We start from the raw sequence: 18,022 nt of genomic DNA, 5'->3' as shown, positions 1-18,022 counted from the left end.
TTCCGCTGAACGTCGCCAAGAGGCGGCAATACAATGGAATGGTGCGTGCCAGCCGGTTGCTCTCGCTGCTCCTGCTCCTGCAGACGCGGGGCCGGATGACCGCGCCCGAGCTGGCCGCCGAGCTGGAGGTCTCGGTCCGCACCGTCTACCGCGACGTCGAGGCGCTGTCGGCGGCCGGCGTGCCGGTCTACGCCGACCGCGGCCCGGCGGGCGGCTACCAGTTGCTCGACGGCTACCGCACCCGGCTCAACGGGCTGACCGCCGAGGAGGCGTCCTCGCTGTTCCTGGCCGGGCTGCCGGGACCGGCCGCCGAGCTCGGGCTGGCCGACGTCGCCGCCACCGCCGAGCTGAAACTCCTCGCCGCGCTGCCGCCCGAGCCGCGCTCGCACGCCTCGCGCATGCGCGAACGCTTCCTGCTGGACGTGCCGAGCTGGTACCGCTCCGGCGACGACGTGCCGCACCTCGGCGAGGTCGCCGAGGCGGTGTGGGACCAGCGGCCGATCCACATCACCTACCGGCGGTGGGGGCAGAAAGAGGTCGACCGGGTGGTCCACCCCTACGGGCTGGTGCTCAAGGGCGGCTCCTGGTATCTCGTGGCCGCGCCGCCCGGCGGCTCGCCCCGCACCTACCGGGTGGCGCGGGTGCTGACCCTGGAGACGCTGCCCGGCCGTTTCCAGCGGCCCGAGGGCTTCGAGCTGGCCGCGTTCTGGACCGGTTACGCCAAGGAGTTCCGCGAGCGGATGTACACCGCCGAGTGCGTGATCAAGCTCGCGCCGGGGCGGGGGGAGCTGCTGGCTTTCACCCTGGGCCGGGACGTCGTCGAGACCGCGCTGGCCGCCGCCGGCGAGCCCGATCCGGAGGGCTGGCTCACGCTCACCCTGCCCGTCGAGTCGATCACGCACGCGCGCTGGCTGCTGCTGCGCATGGGCGCCGACGTCGAGGTGCTGGAGCCGCCCGAGCTGCGCGCCCTCATGCGCGAGGCCGTCGCCGAGCTGCACAAGCTCTACGGCTGACGGCACCCCTGCGAAAAGGGAAGGCGCGCGGTCCGCCGGCTCTGTCACGATGCCGCCATGCACCTCCTCGCCTTCGCCGGCGCGTGCGTCCTGATCGCCATGGTCCCCGGGGTCAGCACCGCCATCATCCTGCGCCAGACCATCCGCTCCGGCCGCGGCGGCGGCCTCGCGGCCACCCTCGGCAACGAGACCGGCATCCTGCTGTGGGGCCTCGCCGCCGCGTTCGGGCTGTCGGCGCTGCTCGTCGCCTCCCAGCTCGCCTACGACGTCATGCGCGTCGCCGGCGCGATCGTCCTGGTCGTGATGGGCGTGCAGTCGCTCCGCCAGGCGCGCAAGGGCGCCCCGGCCCCCGAGGTCGCCACCGCCCCCGGACGGCGGGCCGCCTACCTCGCCGGGTTCGGCACCTGCCTGGCCAACCCCAAGGCGGCGGTGTTCGCGCTGTCGTTCCTGCCGCAGTTCGTCCCCGCGGGGCAGGAAGGGCCCGCCACCCTCGTCACCCTCGCCGTCGTGTGGGTGCTCATCGACCTGCTCTGGTACGCCCTGCTCATCTGGGCCGTCGCCAGGGCCGCCGACTGGCTCGGCCGGCCGGCGGTGCGCCGCCGCCTGGAGCAGATCTCCGGCGTCGTGCTCATCGGGCTCGGCGTACGGCTGGTCGCCGAGTCCCGGTGACGACCGGCCTGGACTACCTTTAGGGGCATGAGCGACGACCTGGCGACCCTGATGCGGCAGACGCAGGACGACGACCCCCTGCTGGCCCTGCGGGCCACCACCGCGCTGCGCCGCGAGCTCGAACGCCTGGAGGCCGGCCAGGTCCGCCGGGCCCGCGTCGCCGGGCTCGCCTGGTCGCAGATCGCCGACGCGATCGGGGTCAGCAAGCAGGCCGTCCACAAGAAGTACGGCCGCCGCTGACCGCTCCTCACCTGGCCGCGCTCTGGGCGGCCACCAGGCGGGCGTAGCCGCCGCGCAGCGCCAGCAGCTCCTCGTGCGTGCCGCGCTCCACGACCTGCCCCCGGTCCACCACCAGGATGAGATCCGCGTCGCGGACCGTGCTCAGGCGGTGGGCGATGACGATCCTCGTCTGCGCCAGGCCGCCCAGGTTCGCCTCGATGGCGGCCTCGGTGGCGCTGTCGAGGTTGCTGGTGGCCTCGTCCAGCAGCAGCACCTTGGGCCGCGGCAGCACCGCGCGGGCCAGGGCGAGACGCTGGCGCTGGCCGCCCGACAGCCCGCCGCCGTCGGTGAGCATCGTCTCGTACCCCATGGGCATGGCCATCACCTCCTCGTGCAGCTCGGCCAGACGGGCCGCGGCCACCACCCGCTGCAGGGGCGCGGCCGGGTCGTTCAGCGCGATGTTCTCCCTGATCGAGCCGTTGAACAGGGACGGGTCCTGGGTGACCACGCCGAACTGGCGGCGCAGCGTACGCAGGTTCAGCTCACCGGCCGGTACGCCGTCGTAGCGGATCTCGCCCTCCACCGGCAGGTGCAGCGCCAGCAGCAGCCGGGCAAGCGTGGTCTTGCCCGAACCGGACGCCCCCACCAGGGCCACCTTCTGGCCGGGCCGGATGGCGACCGAGACGTCCCGCACCGTCCACGGACTGCGCGGGTCGTGACGGAAGCTCACCCCGCGCAACTCGATCGCGCCGCGCAGCCGCAGCACCTCGATGCCCTCGCTCGGCTCCGGCTCCGACGCCAGGATGTCCGACAGCCGGTCGAAGTGCGCGCCCGCCTGCTGCAGGCTCTGCAGCCCCGTCATGAGGGAGCCGAGCGGGGTCAGCGCGGCCAGGGCGATCGCGTTGAGCGCGATGAGCGCGCCCACCGTGAGCTGCCCGTCGAGCACCCGCCAGGCGCCCAGCCACAGCAGCCCGAGCGGCGCCATCACCCGGATCGCCGCCAGCGACGACTCCAGCAGCCCCCGGGTCAGCCCGGTGCGTACGTCCGCGTCGACCTGCCGGGCGAAGTACGCCGACCACTGCTCCACCGCCCGGCGTTCGGCCCCCGACGCCTTGAGCGTCTCGATCCCGTTGATCGTCTGGATGAGGCTGCCCTGCGAGGCCGACAGCGCGTTCAGCTCCTGCCGGGTCAGCGTGGCGACCCGGCGGGCGGTCGCCAGCATGAGGACCGTCTGCACCGCCGCCACCCCGGTCAGCGCCAGCCCGAAGACCGGGTCCCACAGGTAGACCACCACCAGGTAGCCGACCGCGAGCGGCCCGTCCAGCAGCGCCGCCACCACCTGACTGGTGAGGATGTCGCCGAGCTGCGACACGCTCGCCGCCCGGGTCACCAGGTCTCCCTTGCCGCGCTGGGTGAAGTACCGGTACGGCAGCGCCACCAGATGCTTGACCACCCCCTCGGTCAGCTCCTGGTCGGCCCGCGCCCGCACGGCCACGAGCAGCGCGCTGCGCAGGTATCCGGTCGCGAGCTGGGCCGCGCCCGCCAGCAGCACCGCGCCGCCCAGCAGCGTCAGCACCTCCACGCCCCGCGACGGGACGATCAGGTCCAGCAGGAGCTGGGAGAAGAGCGGCAGCGCCAGCCCGAGCACCTGCAGCAGCAGCGAGGCGGCCACGATCTGCGCCAGCAGGCCCTTGCGCCGGCGGAACAGCGTCCGTACGAACTCCCTGCGCCAGGCGCTCGCCATGGACGTCGTGCCGCGCTCGAAACCCTCGCCGGGCTCGAACACCAGCAGCACGCCGGTGAACCCGGCGCCGAACTCCTCGGCCGTCATCCTGCGGCGGCCCGTCGCCGGGTCCACGACGTCCACGCGGTCCGGCGACCAGCGCTCCACCACCACGAAGTGGCTGAACTCCCAGTGCGCGACCGCCGGGAGCGGCACGCGGGCCAGGTCCTCGGGGGCCAGGGAGAAGGCGCGGGCCTTGAGCCCGTGCTCGCGGGCGCCGTCCACGATGGCCTTGGCGCTCAGGCCGTCCCTGCCGACCTGGAGGCGTTCGGCGACCTCGTGGAGGGTGATGCGGCGGCCGTGATGGCACAGCACCATCGCCAGGCAGGCGGCGCCGCACTCGGTGGTGGTGTTCTGCAGGATGACGGGCAGGCGGCGGATCACGCGGCGGCTCCCGCCGCGCGCAGGGTCAGCACGGTGAGGACGACGGCGGCCGCCAGGATCGCCATCACGATCAGCCACAGCACCAGGAACGACGGGCCGCCCACCGTGGGCGGCGCGCCGTCGGGGCCACGGCCGGCGGCCCTTCTTCGCAACGCCTCCTCCCGATAGATCCCCTGGACCGCCCGCCCGCCGGGTCTCGGCCCAGGGTTCTGCGGCCGCGACCCGCCCGGCGCGGGCAGGTCGCCCCGCTGCGCCACCGGCGGTCCCGGAGGAGCTGAGGGAGAGGGCGGGGAGGCCGAGCGTTGCGGGGGCGAGTGCGGGGCGGAGGGGGGCGGCGGGGGCGAGTGCGGGGCGGCCAGGGGTGGCGTCACCGAGTGCGGGCCGGCGGCGTGGCGGGGGTGGTGGAGGGGGCGGGTGGCGTCGTAGGGGTCGCTCATCACCAGTGCCAATCGACCTTGGCGGCCGCGCGCCGCTCCGCCAGCCACCCCCCGAACGCCGCCCGCCCCGCCGCCGCCAGCGTCTCCGGATCGTCGCCCGCGACGGTCCTGGACAGCACGGCCCCGGTCAGGAAACCCCCGGAAGCCAGGGGCGCCGGCCCTACGACGTCGCCGGGGGCCGCGCCGCGCAGCGCCTCGGGGAGCTCGTGCTCCCAGCGGGTGCCCACCGTCACGACCGCCTCCTCGTGCGCGGCCGCCTCGCCGGCCAGCTCGCCGGCCCGGCCCGCGACGACCTTCGCCGGCCCGGTCACCCAGATGGCCCGCACCCGCGCGAAGTCCGCCCGGTGCGCGGCCAGGTGCCGCGGGGCCAGCTCGGCCTCCTTGGCCGCGCGGAAGCGCCGCCGCCGCGCGATCCCGGCGAGGTAGGACTCGAACTGCTCGCCCGACATGCCCGCCGCCGCCATCCACGCCAGCGTGGCCGCCCGGTCGTGCAGCCCGCGCCCGCGGCGGAAGGCGTCCGCCGTCGCCTGCAGGTCCGCCGCGCTCACGGGCACGTCGTCGCCGGCCTCCTCCAGGGCCGCCGCCAGCAGGCACTGGTCCACGATCTCCTGGTACGGCGAGGCGTCGCCCCTCGACAGCGTCCGCAGCATGGTCAGCGCCTGGGACACCGACACGTGCACCCCGTCCACGCTGACGAGCTGCCCGGCCGCCCAGTGCGTCGAGTGGTCGACCAGCCACGGCACCCCGTCCTCGGCGGGCGCGGTCAACGCCACGGTCCCGCCGCCGGGGTGGTCGAGGAGCAGGTCGTAGTCCACCACCGGCGTCCCGGGCCGCTCGTCCACGACGAGCTGCGCCGCGACCGCCGGATGCCGCGCCGCCCAGTCGCGGGCCGCCGCCCGCGCGGCGGGTACGGCGGCGCGGCGGCGCGGCAGCGAGCGCAGCAGCTCCACCCCCGACTCCAGGGCCTGCGCGAACGCGCTTCCCGTCACGGTTTCCCTCCATCCATCAGCCAGGCCGCGATCGTGTCGCTGACCGGCAGCCCGGCCCACAGTTCGACGAACCCCCACGCGCCGTTGGAGTTCAGCTCCAGGAACACGTACTCGCCGCCGGGCGTGACGATGAGGTCCAGGGCGGCGTAGGTGAGGCCGACGTCGGCGACCAGCCGGACGCAGCGCCGCGCCACGTCGGCGGGCAGCTCGTGCGGCCCGTACCGGACGCGGTCGTTGTCGTAGTGCCGCCAGTCGTCCCGCGCCGTGGCGGAGGCGGAGACGTCGATCTCGGCCGCGAGCGCCCGCTCGCCGACCACGATGACGCGCAGCTCGACGGCCTTGTCCACGTACGGCTGCAGGATGACGGGCTCGTGCCGCAGCCGGTGCCGCGAGGTCAGGTGCCGCCGCCCGACGACGGTCGTGTACGCCCGGTGCGGCTCGCCGTCGATCCTGAAGCGTTCGGCCGCGATCTGCTTGGCCACCAGCCGCCCGCCCGCGGCCTCGTACGCGGGCGCGAGCCGCGCCGGGTCGTTGGTGTAGATCGTGTCGGGCACGGTGAAGCCGAGCGCGGCGGCGCGCGCCAGGTGGAAGACCTTGTTGTGCGCGCGCAGCTCGTCGGCGCGGGTGCCGGGCAGCCAGCGGGCGCCGAGCAGGCTCCACACGCCGTCGAGCATGACCTCGGCCTGCAGCCGGGCGTGCGCCCGGTGGCTGTCCTCGGTCACCTCCTCAGCCGGTCGTGGCCCGCTCGGCCGGCTGCGCCACACCGCGGTGACCTCCGACAGGTCCACGGTGTGCTCGCCGGTGTCGAGGAGCAGCCGCCGCCGGCCGCCGGCGAGCTCCGCGGTGATCCGGCTCGCGCCGGGGAAGTCGCCGTTGTCCCACCAGAGCACGGGTACGCCGGGCCCGTCGTCGCCGAGCAGCCGGGCGCCGCGCCGCAGCAGCGCGCCCAGCACCTTCTCGGCGGCGCCGTCCCCGCGCGCGCTCATGATCATTATCACTGCCGGTCCCGTCCAGAACGTCCTCACGAAAGAGCGCGGTGGGACGTCGCCGTCCCACCGCGCGGTTCAGCTATCGGCTCGCGCCGGATCTCAGATCAGCCACCACTCGTAGGGCACGTCGTTGAGGGTCCAGGCGCTGGCGGTCCACTCCTTGCGCGCGCCGCCGGCCACCTCGCCCAGCTCGGCCTGCGAGAGCTCGGCCCCCTCGAACGGCAGATCGTCGATCGTGATCTTCGACATGTCTCACTCTCCTGGCCGCGTCACCGCGGCCCTTCGGGATCCCGGCGCCCACGGTGGGCGCCGGTCGTCCCGAACGTTAGAGATGATCACTTGGAACCCACTTGTGATCCACTACGGGCCCGTCTCAGCGGCCGCCGTGGACCTGGCGGTAGCGGGAGGGCGCGATGCCGTACCTGGTGGTGAACGCCTGGCGGAGGGTCTCGGCGGAGCCGAAGCCGCAGCGGGCCGCGACGGCCGGCATCGGCAGGGACGTGCCGGCCAGCAGGTGGGCGGCGGCCTCCAGGCGGGCGTGCTTGACGTACTGCGCGGGCGTACGGCCGAGATGGGTGAGGAACAGCCGGGTCAGGTGCCGGACGCTGATCCCCGCGCGGGCGGCGAGCGAGGCGGCGGACAGGTCGCCGTCCAGGGCGGCGAGGACGTGCTCGACCACGCCGCGCACCACGTCGTTGCCGGGCGGCGGCGCGGCGGTGAAGATGCTCATCTGCGCCTGGTTGCCGGGGCGCTGCAGGTAGATCACCAGGTGGCGGGCGATCAGCCGGGCCATCTCGGCGCCGTGGTCCTCCTCGATCAGCGCGATCGACAGGTCCAGCGCGCTGGTCACCCCGGCGGAGGTGATGAGGTTGCCGTCCCGGATGTAGATGGGGTCGGCGTCCACGGTCACCTCGGGGTGGCGGGCGGCCAAGTCGCCGGCGTAGCGCCAGTGGGTGGTGACGCGCCGGCCGTCCAGCAGTCCGGCGGCGGCCAGGATGCCCGCGCCGGTGCAGATGGAGGCGATGCGGCGGCTCTCGCGCGCCAGCCGGCGTACGTGGGCGACGATCAGCGGGTTGCCCGCGGCCTTCTCGTGCCCGAGACCGCCGGAGACGAGCACGGTGTCGAACGGGCCGGTGACGCGCTCCAGCGGGTGGCCGCCCTGCAGGCTCAGCCCGGTGGGCAGGCTGATCGGGCGGCCACCCGGAGTCAGCAGCTCGGTGCGGTACGGGACGCGGGCGCGCCCGTACTCGCTGACCATGCCGAGACTCGTGGTGACGCAGGCGATGTCGATCAGCTCGGCGCCGTCGTAGCCGACGACCGCGACCCGGCGCACGTCCATGGGGATGAATCTAGTTCGCTTTCCCGGCGGAAGCGGCGTAACGGCTCATGACCGGGTCCACGGCGGCCCGGACCGGCCGGCACACCGTCTGCCCGTGCGCACGGAACAGTTCGTCCCGCGAGACGAAGCGGCCGAGGTCGGCCCGTACGTGCCCGGACAGGTCGCAGGCCGCGCAGCCGCCGCCGTCCCAGTCGACGGCGGTGCGCGCCACGGCGTCGAACAGCGTCTCCGCGCCCGTGTTCGTGAACGGCGCGGCCTCCCGCAGCGTGTCCAGGTCGCCGTAGAGTTCCGAGACCGGCAGCCAGCCGTCCGCCGGCCGGAACTCCGGCCAGGCCAGCACCACCAGGTCGGGGACCACCGGCCGCAGCAGGGGGAAGCGGGCGTGCCAGAAGCGGCCGTCCACCAGCAGGCCCCTGACCCGGGTGGGGATGCCGCAGGCCCGGGAGAGGGCCTCCAGCACCGCCAGGCGCTGGCTGCACGATCCCCGGGCGCGGAGCAGCGTGCGGGACGCCGGCTGCTCGTCGTCCAGGGCGTACACGGGCCGCACCCGCGCGGCGATGAGCCGGTGCGCGGCGATCAGCAGGTCACGTCCCGCCGCTCCGGCCGCGCGGGCCTCGGCGGCGAGCGCGAGCACCCGCGGATGGTCGTGGTCGAGGATCGGCGTGGCGGCGAGGTACGCCGCGGAGCTGCTCATGGAACGGGAGCATAGGGACGCTCCCGCCCCTGGAGAAGGGCGGGACCGGTCAGGCGCCTCCGGGACGGCGCTCGTCGTCCGGGCGGACCAGGGCGGGCACCTTCGCCGGGTCGCCGGCTCCGGCGTCGGCCCGCTGGCCGAGGCGGCTCGGCCACCAGGCCCGGCCGCCGAGCTCCCGCACCAGCGCCGGGACCAGCAGCGACCGCACCACCAGGGTGTCGAGCAGCACGCCGAACGCGACGATGAACGCGATCTGCACCAGGAAGGACAGCGGGATCACCACCAGCGCGGCGAAGGTGGCGGCCAGCACCACGCCCGCCGAGGTGATCACCCCGCCGGTGGTGACCAGGCCGCGCAGCACGCCCTCCCGCGGCCCGTGCCGCCCGGTCTCCTCGCGTACGCGGGACATGAGGAAGATGTTGTAGTCCACGCCCAGCGCGACCAGGAAGACGAACCCGTACAGCGGGACGGAGGCGTCGCTGCCGGTGAAGCCGAACAGGTGCGTGAAGACCAGCGCCGAGACGCCGAGCGTGGCCAGGAAGTTCAGCGCCACCGTGGCCACCAGGAGCAGCGGCATCACCAGCGAGCGCAGCAGGAGGACGAGGATGAGCAGGATGATCACCAGCACCACCGGGACGATGACCAGGGTGTCCTCCCGCGCGGTGTCGGTCGTGTCCAGGCGCTGCGCGGTGTAGCCGCCGACGATGGTGCCCTGCTCGCGGTCGAGGGCGGCGCGCAGGCGGGCGACCGTCTCCAGGGCCGCGTCGCTGTCCGGCGCGTCGCGCAGCGTGGCCTCCACGAGCACCTTGCCGTCCACGACCGTGGGGGCGCCGCCCGGCCGGCCGCCCGCGCTGACCGCCGCCGCCTCCGAGACGCCTCTGACGGCCTCGGCCGCGGCCACCACGTCCTCCACGCGTTCGGCAGGGGCGACGATGACGGCCGGCTGGCCCGAGCCGCCGGGGAAGTGCTCGCCGAGCGTCGCCTGGGCGGCCACCGAGGGGGTCTCGCCGACGAAGGTCTCGTCGAGGGGCACGCCCCGCGCCTCCAGCCGCGGCGCGAGCAGGGCGAGCGCGGCCAGGGGCAGGACGGTGGCGACCCAGAGCCGGCGCGGGCGGCGGTCCACCCAGCCGGCGACGCGGCTCCAGATCCCGCTCGCCCCGGCCTCCGCCGAGCGCGGCCTGGCCGGCCACAGGGCGGCCCGGCCCAGCAGGACGAGGGCGGCGGGCAGGAACGTCAGGGCGCTCAGCGCGGCGCAGGCGATGCCGATCGCGCCGACCGGGCCGAGGGCCTTGTTGTTGGTCAGGTTGCTGAGCAGCAGCGCCAGCAGGCCCAGGGCCACGGTGGCGGCGCTGGCGAGGATCGGCTCGACCGAGCGCCGCAGCGCCACCCGGCCGGCGGCGTAGCGGTCGCGGCCGGCGGCCAGCTCCTCGCGGAAGCGGGCGGTCAGCAGCAGCGCGTAGTCGGTGGCCGCGCCGATCACGAGGATGGACAGGATGCCCTGGACCTGGCCGTCGACGCGGACGATGTCGCGGTCGGCCAGGACGTACACGACGGCGCAGGCCAGGCCGAGCGCGAAGACCGCGCCGACGATGATGACCAGCGGCAGCAGCACGCTCCGGTACACCGCGAGCAGGATGACCAGCACGGTCACCAGCGCCACCAGGAGCAGCAGCCCGTCGATGCCGGCGAAGGCGCCCGCCAGGTCGGCGCGGGAGGCGGCGGGCCCGGCGAGCTGCGCCTTCAGCCCGTCCACGGCCACCGCGCCGCCGATCCGGTCGAGGGCGTCGCGGAGCTCGGAGCCGGAGAGCTCGGGGTTGAGCTGGACGACGCCCTGCAGGGCGCGCTTGTCGTCGGAGGGGAAGGCGGGGGAGGGGGTGCCGGCGACGTCCCGCGCGCCCTTCAGCGCGGCGATCGCCTGGGTGGCGGCGGCCTGCTGCGCCTCGGTGAGGGTGGCGTCGCCCCCGCCGGCCGTCCACACCACGATGACCGGCTGCGCCTCGCCCTGCCGGAACTTCTCCTGTTCCTCCAGCACCCGCGTGGACTCCGCGCTCTGAGGCAGGAAGGCGGCCTGGTCGTTCGTGGACACCTCGCCCAGCTTGCCGGCGAACGGCCCGAGTCCGCCGCCCACCGCCAGCCATACCAGCACCAGCAGCGCCGGGACGAGCCAGCGGACATGCCGCCGCGCCATCGTGATCACCTCTCCGTCACGCCCGATAACTCAATCAATGAGTCTCTCAATTATCGAGTTAATGTAGCATGGGCGCATGAACGGCGACACCGAAGGGGGCGGGGGCGAGGATCTCAGGGCGTTCGCGGCGCGGCTGCGCCGCATGACGGCGGAGTTCAACCGCATCGCCCACGAGTTCGCCAACGAGCACGGGCTGCACACGACCGATGTCCAGGCGCTCATCATGATCTACGACGCGCCGACGCCGATCACCCCGAGCCGGCTGCGCGACGAGCTCAACCTCACCTCCGGCGCCGTCACGGCCTGCCTCGACCGGCTGGAGCGGGCCGGGCACATCCGCCGCGTGCGCGACGCGCACGACCGCCGCGTGGTCCACCTGCACTACCTCGCCACCGCGCAGGAGTTCGCCGCCGCGTTCTTCCGGCCGCTGGGCCGCAGCACCGGCAACGCGCTGGCCCGCTTCAATCCCGACGAGCTCCGCACCGTGGCCGCCTTCCTCGACGCCATGAACGAGGAGCTCGCCGTGCTGCGCTCGGCGCCCCGCTCCCGCTGACCCTGTCCCGCTGCTCTCTTCTTCGAGTGCGGGGGCGGGAACGGTTGCGTTCCGGCGTCGGGTTATCGCGGGACCAGCGGACGGGCTGTGGGGCGGATGCGGCGGGCGCGGTGGGCGGCCAGCTCCCTGACGATGTTCGTCCGCGGCAGGCCGCGCGGCGGGGCGTCCTTCCCCGCGGCCATGAGGTCGGCGTACAGTCGGCGGCCCTTGACGCGCACGGTCTCGGCGTAGCCGGGGTCCACGAGGTCGAGCAGGGCGGCGCCGAGCATCCACCGCGAGCGCCAGCGCGCGACGGCGAGGCCGCGTTCGGCGGTCGTGCTCGCCGCCTGGAGGTCGGCGCGCAGGTCGCCGACGGCGGCGATGAGATCCTGGGTCGTCCGGCGGGCGTGCTCCTGGCGCACCGCGTGCGTTCTGGTCCGCCAGCCGATCGCGAACGTCGCCGCCGTGCACACGGCCAGCGCCACGATGGCCGCCACCGGAATGCCCGCCGCCGAGATCCCGGCGGCGCCCCAGGGGGCGGCCGTGTCCGTCCAGGTGATGTCTGCACGCATGTTCGGAACCTACGGCCTGCGGCCTCAACAGTGGATCAAGCGCACGTGCGAAAACGATCAACTTAGCGGCGCGACCGGTCCCGGACAGCGCAGTGTCCCGCGGGGGCGCTCCGCCCGCGGGACACCGAACTCCGGCGTTCCGGTCAGGTACGGCGCCAGCGGGCCTCGCCCAGGCAGTACACGCCGAACAGCAGCAGGCCCAGCGCCACCACCACCAGCAGCCACGGACCGACCGGGGTGTCGGCGAACGCCCTGAGCGTGGCGTCGATGCCGCCCGCCTTGTCGGCGTCGTGGGTGACGGCCGCCTGGATGACGAACACGCCGGCGCCGGCCGCGATCAGCCCGCGGGCCAGGTAGCCGGCCAGGCCGAGCCGGTCCATCATGGCGCTCGCCTTCGCCGGCATCGGCTTGAGGTTCTCGCGGAACTTCTTCTTGAAGCCGTAGTGCATCCAGTAGACGCCCAGCGCGATGATGCCGAGCCCGACCGCGCCGACCAGGAGCGGGCCGCCGGGCAGGTCGAGCAGCTTGCCCGTGATGTCCCTGGACTTCTCGTCGTCGGAGTTCGTCTCGCCGGTCAGCAGCATGGTCAGCAGCGCGGCGCAGACGAACGCGTACACCGCGACCCGGCTGATCGCCTCGACCCGGTCCTTGACCTTGTGGGCCTTGATGGCCTCACCGACCTGCCAGACGATCAGGGCGGCGAACCCCACCACCATGATCCACAGAATGACCGAGCCGAACGGCAGCGACGCCACCTGGCTGATCGCGCCGTTCTTGTCGGCCTCACGGCCACCGTTGCCGCCGAAGGCGATCTGGATCGCCAGCACGCCGATCAGCGCGTACAGCACCGCACGGCAAACCAGGCCGACGCGCGCAAGCCTGTCCACGGCCGGGCTGTCGGTCGCCCGTCGTGCCAGGGTCTCCGTCTCGCTCATACAATCCTCCGGTCACGCGTTGGAAGACCATCGAAGTTCCCCGGAACGGGCCGCCTAGGCGTTTTCCAGGTCAGGCCACCCGAAAGGGGCGCGGCGCGACATGATCGTGAACGGCGCACAGGGACGGCCCTGCGGACGTAGGATCTGCGTCCGGAGAGCCGTTCCGTCGTCGGGAGGGGAGCCCGCATGACCGTGACCCCCGCGCAGCTGCGCGCCCTCGCGAGCCGCGCCGACGCGCTCGCCGCCGAGGTGCGCGAGCTCTGCCTGAGCGCCCCCGCGGGGACGCCCGAGCACGACCACCTCGGGGCGGCCTGGCAGGCCGTCGAGCGGCTGTCCGCCGGCGCCGACGACCTGGGGCGCGCGGCCGGCGACCTCGCCGCCCTCCAGGCCCGGCCGTGCGGCATGCCGTGGGGCGTCTGCCCGGAGCACGGCAACACGCTCTCCACCCGCGCGGGGATCTCCACCTGCCGGGTCTGCCGGCGCGAGTGGCGCCACGACCGGTTCGGCCGCCCGTGCGAGGAGCCGGTGACGTGGAAGGTCATCGACCAAGCCGGCGCGGAGACGCGGATGTGCGACGGCCACGTCCTCGGCGCGCGCGCCGTGTCAGCAGGCGCCACATTCGTCCGCCTGGAACAGGCGGACGCCCCCCTCTGACCCGCGTCCGCCTGGAAGGGCGGACGCCCGCCTTCGAGTCCGGCGTCACACGCCGATGGCGTGGGCGACCTCCTCCGGATGGGTGAGCTGCGGGTGGTGGCCCGCGCCCCGGATGACGGTGACGGTGGCCTGGGGGAGGGCGTTCAGGAGGTCCCGTCCTTCCGGGGTGAGCGGGTCGCGGTCGCCGACGATCACGTGCAGCCGGCCCTCGTACCCGCGCAGCCGCTCCCGCAGGCCGGCGCGCCACCGGCGGCTGCCGGCCGCCGCCAGGGCGCGGGCGACGCGGGTCGCGACGCCGGGCCGCCGCAGGTCGGCGGCGCTCGTACGGAGCGCATCCGCGTGTGCAGAAGCCCCGGTGAGCCGCCGGGACAGCGTCTCGGGCCCGGCCTGCCTCAGGTACAGGCGGGTGGCGGGCGTCCACGACGCCGTACGCCGCTGCAGGAAGAACGGCGCGACCAGCGTGAGCCGGCCCGGCGTCCCCGAGGCCCCCGCCTCCAGGACCGCCGCCGCGCCGATCGAGTGGGCCACCACGTGGTCCACGCCCCCGGACACCAGCGCCGCCGCCCAGGACCCCCAGTCGCCGGGCCCGCCGCCGCTCAGCCCGAGCCCCGGCAGGTCGGCGACCCGTACGTCACCGAGAGCGGCCGCCACGCCCGCCCACGTGTCGGCGTTGACCGGCAGGCCGGGCAGCACCACGGCGGGCGCGCCCGCCGGGCCGAGCTCGAACGTGCGCACCCCTCCCAGGGTCGTGAACCGCCGCCGCCCGTCCTCCGGCGCGTCCCCGAACCGGTGCGCGGCCAGCTCGTCGGCCCATCGGCGGATCGCGCCGGCGGTGTCCGGCCGGTCCAGCCCGTGCCGGGCGGCGAACTCCGCCGCCGGCCCCGTGGGATAACGCTCCTCCGACAGGAACGTCAGCGTCTCGGGGTCGGTCCTGGTGAGGCGCGAAGGCAGCCGCCTGACCAGCGCCACCGGCACCCGCAGCCGGGGCCCGGGCACCTCGTAGTGCCGGGCGACGAGCGTGAGCAGGTCGGGCAGGGCGGGCGTGCGCTCGTCCAGCACCCAGTACGCCCGCCGCGCCGCCCCCGGGTCCTCCGGCAGCAGGGCCATGAACCGCGCGAGGTGGCCGGCCTCGACCACGGGCACGAACGTCCGCCCGCTCCCTGGCAGCGCGGCCAGGCGGCCCCGCCAGAGCTCCGCGACGCTCGCCGCGAGCCCGAGGTACTGGCCGGCCTCGCCGATCACGCTGGACGGGTTGACGATCGACCAGGGCACGCCCAGTTCGTCCGCCTCCGCCTGGAGGACGGCGTCCGCCTCGGCCTTCGACGCCTCGTACGCGCCGAGCGCCGCGTACGCCGCCCGCCGCCGCTCCTCGCTCCACGCCCCCGGGTCCTGCCCGCCCACCCGGTAGCCGGACACGTGGACCAGCCGCCGCAGCCGGGGCAGCCGGGCCGCGAAGGCGACGATCGCCCGTACGCTGTCCACGTTGGCCCGGCGGGCCTGCTCGGCCGTCATCCCGAACCGGTAGGCCCCGGCGCAGTTGTAGATCTCCGTGACGTCGTCCCAGCTCCCGCCCGCCAGCAACGACGGGGCCGCGAAGTCCGCGCGTACGCCGGCCGGCGCCGGGTCGTGCCCGCGCGCGGCCAGCCACCGGGCCAGCCTCTCGTACGACTCCTGACCGCGGGTGGCCACGCTCACCCGCGCGCCGGCCCGGCCCAGCTCCAGGACCAGGGCGCGCCCGACGTACCCCGCCGCGCCGAACACCAGGGCATGCCGCTCGCCCATGCTCAGGCCGCCAGCAGCACGGCGAGGGCGTGCGCGGCGCAGCGCATCGGCTCCACGGACCGCTGGGCCCGCGAGACGATCATCGCGCCCTCGACCGTGCTCACCACGGCGGTGGCCAGCGTCCTGGCCTCGGCGGGGGAGCGGCCGTGCGCGGCGAGGTGGGCGGCGACCGGGTCGATCCAGGAGGCGAAGGCCCGCGCGCACGCCTCACGCAGCCGTTCGCTCTGCCCACCCATCTCCAGGGCGACCACCGACACGGGGCAGCCGAGCTGGAAGTCGCTGTCGGCGAGCATCCCGGCCAGCACCTCGACCACCTGTCCGACGACCTCGCCGGGTGGCCCGTCCGGCGTCTCCGCCAGCAGGGCGCGGAACCGCTCGGCGGCCAGCTCGATCGCCGTCTCGCCCAGAGCCTCCTTGCCCTCGGGGAAGTGGAAGTACAGCGACCCCTTGGGGGCGCGGGCGTGCTCGGTCACGGTGGCGAGGCCGGTGCCGCTGTAGCCGCGTGCCTGGATGAGCTCCAGCATCGACTCCACCAGCCGGGCGCTCGTCCGGCCGCCCTTGGTCTGCTCGGTCATGGCGACATAATAGACCGGTCTATATATTTTGCGCGAAACGGAAACAGGGCAGAATGCGGACGTGCGCGACAACGGCCTGCTCATCCACCGCTTCCACATCGGCGACCTCGCCTGCGCGGTGATCAGCGACGGCCAGGCCGGACCACCTCTGGAGCCCGAGCTGTCGTCGTTCTTCACCCCCGGCAGCGGCGTGCCCGAGCCCGAACTGGCCGCCGCCGTCGCCGCCGAGGGCCTCGGCAGGCGGACGCTCACCTGCGGCTACAACTGCCTCTGCGTCGAGACCCCGGACGGCCTCGCCGTGATCGACACCGGCCTCGGCAAGGACTTCCTCGGCTACGGCCCCCACTTCCGGCCCCTCGTCGGCAGGCTCCCCGACGGCCTGCGCGCGGCCGGGCTGCCGGAGCCGGCCGCCGTCGTCCTCACCCACCTGCACGAGGACCACGTCCGCGGCGCCGTCTGGCCCGGCGAGCCCGCCTACCCCGGCGCCGTCGGCCACGTGCACGCCGCCGAGCTCGCCTTCTGGTCGTCGGCCGCCGAGAGCGCGCTCCCCGAGCAGCGGGGGCCGGCCCGTGAGGCCATCCGCGTCCTCGGCGAGCGGCTGCGGCCGTTCACGTACGACGCCGAGATCCTGCCCGGCCTCCACACCGTCGAGGCCGCCGGGCACACGCCCGGGCACACCGCCTATCTGGTGCGTTCGCGCGGCGAGCGGCTGCTCTGCCTCGGCGACACCTTCTACGACCCGCTCCAGCTCTGCCACCCGTCCTGGCGCACCCCGTGGGACGGCGACGCCGCCCGATCCGTACGCAGCCGCCTCCGCCTCCTCGCCCTGGCCGCCGCCGAGAACCTGCTCGTGCACGCCTACCACCTGCCCTTCCCCGGCCTCGGCCGGATCGAGCGGCACGGCGACGCGTTCCGCTGGCGCCCGATCGTCGTCGCGGCCTGATCCGGAGGCTCACGGGTAGGCGGAGCCCATGAGCGAACGACAAGCGCCCGTCATCGTCGTCGGCGCCGGCCTGGCGGGCCTGGCCTGCGCCGTCCACCTGCACGAGGCCGGCATCCCGGTACGGGTGCTGGAGGCGTCTGACGGCGTCGGCGGCCGGGTCCGGACCGACGTCGTGGACGGGTTCCGGCTCGACCGCGGCTTCCAGGTGCTGCTCACCGGCTACCCCGAGGCGCGCCGCGTCCTCGACCTCGCCGCCCTGGACGTACGGGCGTTCGCCTCGGGACTGCTCGTCTGCGGCGCGGGCGTCCGCTCCCGGGTGATGCTGCCGTGGCGGCATCCACGCCACGCGCTCAGCGGGCTGCTGTCCGGGATCGGCACCCCGCGCGACAAGGCCGTGCTGGCCGCGATCACCGCCCGCGACGTGGCCTTCCCGGCCTCCCGGCTGCGCCGCGGCCACGACCGGACCACCCTGGAGGAGTTGCACGCCTGGGGCATGTCCGACGCGATGATCGACGGCCTGCTGCGCCCGTTCCTCGCCGGCGTGCTGCTCGAACGCGGCCTGGAGACCTCCAGCCGGGTCTTCCACCTGCTCTGGCGCTCGTTCGCGCGCGGCAGGACCGGCGTGCCCGCGTTCGGCATGGGCGAGATCCCGCGCCAGCTCGCCGACCGGCTGCCGCCGGGGACCGTCACGTTCGGCGCCCGCGTCACCCGCGTCGCATCCGGCGCGGCCGAGATCGAGGGCGGCGGCACGTACGACGGCGCGGCGGTGGTCGTGGCGGCCGACCCGGGCACGGCCGGCCGGCTGCTGCCGGGGATCGAGGTCCCGGAGATGCGCGCGGTCACCACCTTCTACCACGTCGCGCCGCGCTCGCCGCTGGGCGAGCCCGTCCAGGTCATCGACGCCACCGGCGCGATCACCGACACGATCGTGCTCACCGACGCCGCGCCCACGTACGCGGCCGACGGGCGGGCGCTGATCTCCACGTCCGTCCTCGGCGTCACCGGCGACGAACGCCCGGTGCGCGAACGGCTGACCGAGATCTACGGCGACACCTCGTCCTGGGAGCACCTGGCGACGTACCAGGTGCCGGAGGCGCTGCCCGCGATGCCGCCGCCGCACCCGCTGCGCAGCCCCGTCCGGCTGCCCAGCGGCGTGTACGTCTGCGGCGACCACCGCGACACCGGCTCCCAGCAGGGCGCCCTCGTCTCGGGGCGGCGCGCGGCCCACGCCGTGCTGTCCGCCCTCCACGCACCGTCACCTCACCGCGCGCCCGCCGCGCAGCACCGCTGAACGCGGCCCGCGCCGCGCCGGTCGGCCTCCACAC

General features: G+C 74.9%; 19 protein-coding genes. 7 read left to right on the top strand and 12 right to left on the bottom strand.

Going from position 1 to position 18,022, the window contains the following annotated elements:
• Nucleotides 1–38 precede the first annotated feature (38 nt).
• From SMD20_RS10475 to SMD20_RS10465, 3 genes are read left to right on the top strand one after another with little or no spacing between them, the layout of a single operon-like run.
• Entirely contained in the window at nucleotides 39–1,013 is a 975-nt protein-coding gene (locus SMD20_RS10475; protein ID WP_329578324.1) for a helix-turn-helix transcriptional regulator, read from the top strand.
• Between the two features lie 57 nt (nucleotides 1,014–1,070).
• On the top strand, nucleotides 1,071–1,682 hold the full coding sequence (locus tag SMD20_RS10470; protein WP_329578321.1) for a LysE family translocator: 612 nt from the start codon (nucleotides 1,071–1,073) through the stop codon (nucleotides 1,680–1,682).
• A gap of 27 nt (nucleotides 1,683–1,709) precedes the next feature.
• Entirely contained in the window at nucleotides 1,710–1,922 is a 213-nt protein-coding gene (locus SMD20_RS10465) for a hypothetical protein (RefSeq protein ID WP_329578318.1), read from the top strand.
• A gap of 7 nt (nucleotides 1,923–1,929) precedes the next feature.
• Here the strand turns inward: SMD20_RS10465 and SMD20_RS10460 are convergent, their stop codons facing one another.
• The 8 genes from SMD20_RS10460 to SMD20_RS10425 form a co-directional block, all read right to left on the bottom strand.
• The gene (locus tag SMD20_RS10460) at nucleotides 1,930–4,068 is read right to left on the bottom strand and encodes a peptidase domain-containing ABC transporter (protein ID WP_329578315.1); all 2,139 of its coding nucleotides are present in this window, start codon (nucleotides 4,066–4,068) and stop codon (nucleotides 1,930–1,932) included.
• The gene (locus SMD20_RS10455; RefSeq protein WP_329578312.1) at nucleotides 4,065–4,505 is read right to left on the bottom strand and encodes a hypothetical protein; all 441 of its coding nucleotides are present in this window, start codon (nucleotides 4,503–4,505) and stop codon (nucleotides 4,065–4,067) included. Before SMD20_RS10455 ends, SMD20_RS10460 begins: the two co-directional genes overlap by 4 nt.
• On the bottom strand, nucleotides 4,505–5,494 hold the full coding sequence (locus SMD20_RS10450) for a TIGR04500 family putative peptide maturation system protein (RefSeq protein WP_329578309.1): 990 nt from the start codon (nucleotides 5,492–5,494) through the stop codon (nucleotides 4,505–4,507). Before SMD20_RS10450 ends, SMD20_RS10455 begins: the two co-directional genes overlap by 1 nt.
• Nucleotides 5,491–6,480 (bottom strand): hypothetical protein, encoded by a 990-nt coding sequence (locus tag SMD20_RS10445; RefSeq protein WP_329578306.1) that lies wholly within the window; start codon nucleotides 6,478–6,480, stop codon nucleotides 5,491–5,493. Before SMD20_RS10445 ends, SMD20_RS10450 begins: the two co-directional genes overlap by 4 nt.
• Before the next feature lie 102 nt (nucleotides 6,481–6,582).
• Nucleotides 6,583–6,732 (bottom strand): putative ATP-grasp target RiPP, encoded by a 150-nt coding sequence (locus SMD20_RS10440; RefSeq protein WP_329578304.1) that lies wholly within the window; start codon nucleotides 6,730–6,732, stop codon nucleotides 6,583–6,585.
• 124 nt (nucleotides 6,733–6,856) lie between these two features.
• On the bottom strand, nucleotides 6,857–7,822 hold the full coding sequence (locus SMD20_RS10435) for a GlxA family transcriptional regulator (protein WP_329578301.1): 966 nt from the start codon (nucleotides 7,820–7,822) through the stop codon (nucleotides 6,857–6,859).
• Nucleotides 7,823–7,832: 10 nt separating this feature from the next.
• A complete protein-coding gene (locus SMD20_RS10430; protein WP_329578298.1) occupies nucleotides 7,833–8,516 on the bottom strand; it encodes a transglutaminase domain-containing protein in 684 nt (227 codons plus the stop codon).
• Between the two features lie 49 nt (nucleotides 8,517–8,565).
• A complete protein-coding gene (locus tag SMD20_RS10425; protein ID WP_329578295.1) occupies nucleotides 8,566–10,704 on the bottom strand; it encodes an MMPL family transporter in 2,139 nt (712 codons plus the stop codon).
• Between the two features lie 76 nt (nucleotides 10,705–10,780).
• Here SMD20_RS10425 and SMD20_RS10420 point away from each other — a divergent pair, with 76 nt between their 5' ends.
• Entirely contained in the window at nucleotides 10,781–11,257 is a 477-nt protein-coding gene (locus tag SMD20_RS10420; RefSeq protein WP_329578293.1) for a MarR family winged helix-turn-helix transcriptional regulator, read from the top strand.
• Nucleotides 11,258–11,319: 62 nt separating this feature from the next.
• On the opposite strand, the gene SMD20_RS10415 is transcribed toward SMD20_RS10420, so the two are convergent.
• Together SMD20_RS10415 and SMD20_RS10410 are read right to left on the bottom strand one after the other, a co-directional pair.
• On the bottom strand, nucleotides 11,320–11,808 hold the full coding sequence (locus tag SMD20_RS10415; RefSeq protein ID WP_329578290.1) for a hypothetical protein: 489 nt from the start codon (nucleotides 11,806–11,808) through the stop codon (nucleotides 11,320–11,322).
• A 143-nt stretch (nucleotides 11,809–11,951) separates the two neighbouring features.
• Nucleotides 11,952–12,743 (bottom strand): DUF1206 domain-containing protein, encoded by a 792-nt coding sequence (locus tag SMD20_RS10410; protein WP_329578287.1) that lies wholly within the window; start codon nucleotides 12,741–12,743, stop codon nucleotides 11,952–11,954.
• A 186-nt stretch (nucleotides 12,744–12,929) separates the two neighbouring features.
• On the opposite strand from SMD20_RS10410, the gene SMD20_RS10405 reads away from it, so the two are divergent.
• Nucleotides 12,930–13,397 carry a hypothetical protein gene (locus SMD20_RS10405; RefSeq protein WP_329578284.1) on the top strand — a complete coding sequence of 156 codons (468 nt, stop codon included), beginning with the start codon at nucleotides 12,930–12,932 and terminating at the stop codon, nucleotides 13,395–13,397.
• A gap of 45 nt (nucleotides 13,398–13,442) precedes the next feature.
• Here the strand turns inward: SMD20_RS10405 and SMD20_RS10400 are convergent, their stop codons facing one another.
• Nucleotides 13,443–15,179, bottom strand: coding sequence for an SDR family oxidoreductase (locus SMD20_RS10400; protein ID WP_329578282.1), 1,737 nt, complete (start codon nucleotides 15,177–15,179; stop codon nucleotides 13,443–13,445).
• Between the two features lie 2 nt (nucleotides 15,180–15,181).
• Entirely contained in the window at nucleotides 15,182–15,754 is a 573-nt protein-coding gene (locus SMD20_RS10395) for a TetR/AcrR family transcriptional regulator (RefSeq protein WP_329578280.1), read from the bottom strand.
• A gap of 61 nt (nucleotides 15,755–15,815) precedes the next feature.
• Between SMD20_RS10395 and SMD20_RS10390 the strand changes: the two genes are divergently transcribed.
• Together SMD20_RS10390 and SMD20_RS10385 are read left to right on the top strand one after the other, a co-directional pair.
• Nucleotides 15,816–16,697 (top strand): MBL fold metallo-hydrolase, encoded by an 882-nt coding sequence (locus SMD20_RS10390; RefSeq protein WP_329578278.1) that lies wholly within the window; start codon nucleotides 15,816–15,818, stop codon nucleotides 16,695–16,697.
• A 28-nt stretch (nucleotides 16,698–16,725) separates the two neighbouring features.
• Nucleotides 16,726–17,988 (top strand): NAD(P)/FAD-dependent oxidoreductase, encoded by a 1,263-nt coding sequence (locus SMD20_RS10385; RefSeq protein WP_329578275.1) that lies wholly within the window; start codon nucleotides 16,726–16,728, stop codon nucleotides 17,986–17,988.
• The last annotated feature ends 34 nt before the right edge of the window (nucleotides 17,989–18,022 follow it).

The organism is Nonomuraea sp. LP-02 (assembly GCF_036289125.1).
In the GTDB taxonomy this organism is placed as follows: domain Bacteria; phylum Actinomycetota; class Actinomycetes; order Streptosporangiales; family Streptosporangiaceae; genus Nonomuraea; species Nonomuraea bangladeshensis.
The sequence above is the reverse complement of the archived record's forward strand: the minus strand, read 5'-3'. Positions and strand labels throughout refer to the sequence as shown.

What these genes read in the sequence shown, in the direction of transcription:
- SMD20_RS10425 (WP_329578295.1), bottom strand. Translation starts at nt 10,704, where the DNA reads ATGGCGCGGCGGCATGTCCGCTGGCTCGTCCCGGCGCTGCTGGTGCTG.
- SMD20_RS10455 (WP_329578312.1), bottom strand. Translation starts at nt 4,505, where the DNA reads ATGAGCGACCCCTACGACGCCACCCGCCCCCTCCACCACCCCCGCCAC.
- SMD20_RS10400 (WP_329578282.1), bottom strand. Translation starts at nt 15,179, where the DNA reads ATGGGCGAGCGGCATGCCCTGGTGTTCGGCGCGGCGGGGTACGTCGGG.
- SMD20_RS10415 (WP_329578290.1), bottom strand. Translation starts at nt 11,808, where the DNA reads ATGCGTGCAGACATCACCTGGACGGACACGGCCGCCCCCTGGGGCGCC.
- SMD20_RS10435 (WP_329578301.1), bottom strand. Translation starts at nt 7,822, where the DNA reads ATGGACGTGCGCCGGGTCGCGGTCGTCGGCTACGACGGCGCCGAGCTG.
- SMD20_RS10465 (WP_329578318.1), top strand. Translation starts at nt 1,710, where the DNA reads ATGAGCGACGACCTGGCGACCCTGATGCGGCAGACGCAGGACGACGAC.
- SMD20_RS10405 (WP_329578284.1), top strand. Translation starts at nt 12,930, where the DNA reads ATGACCGTGACCCCCGCGCAGCTGCGCGCCCTCGCGAGCCGCGCCGAC.
- SMD20_RS10410 (WP_329578287.1), bottom strand. Translation starts at nt 12,743, where the DNA reads ATGAGCGAGACGGAGACCCTGGCACGACGGGCGACCGACAGCCCGGCC.
- SMD20_RS10420 (WP_329578293.1), top strand. Translation starts at nt 10,781, where the DNA reads ATGAACGGCGACACCGAAGGGGGCGGGGGCGAGGATCTCAGGGCGTTC.
- SMD20_RS10445 (WP_329578306.1), bottom strand. Translation starts at nt 6,480, where the DNA reads ATGAGCGCGCGCGGGGACGGCGCCGCCGAGAAGGTGCTGGGCGCGCTG.
- SMD20_RS10430 (WP_329578298.1), bottom strand. Translation starts at nt 8,516, where the DNA reads ATGAGCAGCTCCGCGGCGTACCTCGCCGCCACGCCGATCCTCGACCAC.
- SMD20_RS10395 (WP_329578280.1), bottom strand. Translation starts at nt 15,754, where the DNA reads ATGACCGAGCAGACCAAGGGCGGCCGGACGAGCGCCCGGCTGGTGGAG.
- SMD20_RS10475 (WP_329578324.1), top strand. Translation starts at nt 39, where the DNA reads ATGGTGCGTGCCAGCCGGTTGCTCTCGCTGCTCCTGCTCCTGCAGACG.
- SMD20_RS10470 (WP_329578321.1), top strand. Translation starts at nt 1,071, where the DNA reads ATGCACCTCCTCGCCTTCGCCGGCGCGTGCGTCCTGATCGCCATGGTC.
- SMD20_RS10385 (WP_329578275.1), top strand. Translation starts at nt 16,726, where the DNA reads ATGAGCGAACGACAAGCGCCCGTCATCGTCGTCGGCGCCGGCCTGGCG.
- SMD20_RS10440 (WP_329578304.1), bottom strand. Translation starts at nt 6,732, where the DNA reads ATGTCGAAGATCACGATCGACGATCTGCCGTTCGAGGGGGCCGAGCTC.